The 3,004-nt window shown below is 73.2% G+C and carries 4 protein-coding genes; 3 read left to right on the plus strand and 1 reads right to left on the minus strand.

All coding sequences use genetic code 11. The annotated features are described in order from the left end of the window. Positions 1-673, minus strand: a 673-nt coding sequence (locus ACYVE9_RS21085; protein ID WP_461029457.1) for an ATP-binding cassette domain-containing protein, incomplete at its 3' end; no start/stop codon positions are given. 132 nt (positions 674-805) lie between these two features. On the opposite strand from ACYVE9_RS21085, the gene ACYVE9_RS21090 reads away from it, so the two are divergent. The 3 genes from ACYVE9_RS21090 (at position 806) to ACYVE9_RS21100 (ending at position 2,718) form a co-directional block, all read left to right on the plus strand. Beyond that, positions 806-1,291: an SAV_6107 family HEPN domain-containing protein gene (locus ACYVE9_RS21090; RefSeq protein ID WP_461029458.1), complete on the plus strand. Its 486-nt coding sequence runs from the start codon at positions 806-808 to the stop codon at positions 1,289-1,291. A gap of 42 nt (positions 1,292-1,333) precedes the next feature. Continuing rightward, the gene (locus ACYVE9_RS21095; RefSeq protein WP_461029459.1) at positions 1,334-2,083 is read left to right on the plus strand and encodes a methyltransferase; all 750 of its coding nucleotides are present in this window, start codon (positions 1,334-1,336) and stop codon (positions 2,081-2,083) included. 227 nt (positions 2,084-2,310) lie between these two features. Continuing rightward, on the plus strand, positions 2,311-2,718 hold the full coding sequence (locus ACYVE9_RS21100) for a DUF3040 domain-containing protein (protein ID WP_461029460.1): 408 nt from the start codon (positions 2,311-2,313) through the stop codon (positions 2,716-2,718). Positions 2,719-3,004 lie beyond the last annotated feature (286 nt).

Below are 3,004 nucleotides of genomic sequence, written 5' to 3' on the forward strand. Positions count from 1 at the left end.
CGAGCCGGACGGTGTGCACGGGGACGCCGAGGCTCGCCGGGGGCGGTTCGCTGCACACGGCGAGCACCGTCACGCCCTGGCGGGTGAGGTCGCGCAGCAGCGCCCAGGCGGCGCCCCGGTCGGCGTCGGAGAGTTTGAGGCCGACATCGTCCACGGCCAGCAGCCGCGGCCGGTTCAGCAGCGCCAGCGCCACCTGGAGCCGCAGGTACTCCAGCCGCTCCAGGTCCCGTACGGCCGTCCGGGCGCCCTTGGGCAGGGCGGCGGGATCGAGGCCGGCGTCGGCCAGCGCGGCTTCCACCCGGGCCCTGCGCTCGCTACGGCGCTCCAGCCGCCGGCCGGTGAAGTAGCTCCGCAGCAGCGCCCGTTCACGGAGCTGCTCAGCCACGGTCAGGGACGGTTCCAGGTCCGTCACGCCGGGCACCGGGCCGAGGGCCGCGATCCGCCGTACCGCGGACATCCTCTTCGGCAGCCGGTGCCCGCCCACCGTGGCGTGGCCCGCGGTGGTGCGCATCCGCCCGGTCAGCGCCAGCAGCAAGCAGGTGCGGCCGGTGCCGGACGGCCCCTCGACCGAGATGAGGGAGTCCGCCGGCGCGTCCAGCGAGACCCCCTCGAACACCGTGCCGCGCGGGCCCTTCAGCCCCAGGCCGTCGGCGGTGACCGCCGCTCCTGACATGTCGTCTCCCCATTTGAACTGACCAGTCAGTTCAAAACAATAACAGCAGGTCAGCGCCGATTGTCAGTGGGGTGGTCCACGATGTCTGCATACGTAGGGAATGAGCTGAGAAAGCGAAGGAGGCACCAGTCGATGAAACTGAACGGGCCCCCGAGCGACATCCACCCCGTGCTGCGGCGGTCCACCGCCCCGCCCGCCGCACTCGACCTGCTCTCCCAGGCCCAGCACGGCCTCGACGAGGCCGCGGCCCTGGAACAGCCCAACGAGCGCTACGCCATCGCCCACCTCGCCGCACTGCGCACGGCGGCAGCCGTGCTCGCCGTGCGCGGCCGGCCGGAGACCACCGAGCGCGCCCGCCGGAAGATACGCAGCGCCTGGGAAGTGCTGCCGGAGATAGCCCCGGAGCTCGCCGAGTGGAGCCTGCACTTCGCGTCCGGCGCCACCCGCAGGGCCCGCGCCGAGGCGGGAATCCCCGGCGCGGTCAGCGAGCGCGAGGCGGACGATCTGGTGCGGGCCGTCGGCGTCTTCCTGCGTACGGTGGAACGGCTCCTGATCTCCCAGCCGGCTTTTCCCCGCCCGCGCGTGGACGCGGAGTCACCGGCCGCCGTGAGGCAATAGGGTGGGGCCAGCCAGCACCTGAAGCCGCCGAGGAGCACCGTCATGTCCCGCCCCCGTGCATCCCTCCGTACCGCCGTGGTCTGGGAGGTGCTGCGGGAGGCCCTGGACCGCCGCATCAAGGCCACCGGGCGGAACTCCCTCGACGTGCTCGACACCGGTGGTGGCTCGGGCCACTTCGCCGTGCCGGTGGCCGAGCTCGGCCACCGCGTCACGGTCGTCGACCCGAGCCCCAACGCCCTGTTCGCCCTGGAGCGCCGGGCCGCCGAGGAGGGGGTCGCCGACCGCGTCACCGGCGTGCAGGGTGACGCCCACGGGCTGTTCGACGTGGTCGAGCGCGGTGGTTACGACGCGGTGCTCTGCCACGGCGTGCTGGAGTACGTCGACGACCCGGCCGAGGGGCTGCGCAACGCCAAGGCCGCGCTGCGCCCCGACGGCGGCACGCTCAGCCTGCTCGCCGCGGGGCTGGGCGGTGCGGTGCTGGCGCGCGCCCTCACCGGGCACTTCACCGAGGCGCAGCGGGCGCTCGACGACCCCGACGGCCGCTGGGGCAGCTCCGACCCGATGCCCCGGCGCTTCACCGCCGACCAGCTCACCGCGTTGGTCGAGCAGACGGGGCTGGTGGTCGCCGCGGTGCACGGCGTGCGGGTCTTCACCGACCTGGTGCCGGGCGCCCTGGTCGACACCGAGCCGGGAGCACTCCAAGCGCTCGCCCAACTGGAGTCGGCCGCGGCGGAGATCCCCGCGTTCCACGCGGTCGCCACCCAGCTGCACGTACTGGCCGAGGTGCGCTAGACCACAGGCCGCCCGCTCGTGGGCCACGCGCCGTATGATCGAAGGACACCGTCGGGCATGACGGGCCGGCAGCAGGGGAATGAGATTGCCACTGCTGTGATCTGTCTGTCGTTCCTGGCCGGTGGGAGGAATTGGCGTTGAGGGGCGGGTTTCACGGGGGCGATTCCCTGCCTATCCTTGAAGGGTCGCATCCGGTCGCCCCCGCGACCGACGAGTAGGAGGACTCCGTGCCGCTCTCTGAGCACGAGCAGCGCATGCTCGAGCAGATGGAGCGAGCGCTGTACGCCGAAGATCCCAAGTTCGCGACAGCGCTCGAGGGAAGCGAACTGCGCGCGCCGTCCCGCAAGCGGGTCTATCAGGCGGTGGCGGGCTTCCTCGCGGGTATCGCGCTCCTCATGGCCGGTATGGTCTCGCAGACCATCTGGGTCAGCGTTGTCGGTTTCCTGGTCATGCTCGGTTGCGCCGTGCTGGCCGTGACCGGTTGGCGCAAGGGCCCGAAGGCCGGGGAGGGCGAGGGCCAGGCCCAGCCGGCCGGTGGCGCAGCTTCCGCGGGAGGTCGGCAGCCCAAGCAGCGCCGCTCCATGATGAACCGCATCGAACAGCGCTGGCAGCGCCGGCGGGACGAGCAGCAGTAGCTCCCGGCCGAGGCGCCGGCCCCCGGAGCGCAGGGACCACTCGAGACGTCGGGGTGGTCCTTCTGCCATGCCCGCCCCCGCCGGCTTCCCGGCACGTCCACCTGCCGGGCAGAAGACCGGGAAGGTCCGGGGGGATCGTCTGACACGGGCCCCGGGCGCAGTCCCGCGCCCCTGCCCTGACCTCGCTTGGCCGTGGCCCGCCCGCGGTCGGGCCTGCCACGTGCTCCGCCCCCGCCGCCGACAGGGCGGCCGCCAAGAGGCGGACCCGCACCCAGGACCCCCGGCG

This window comes from Streptomyces sparsus (genome assembly GCF_054776295.1).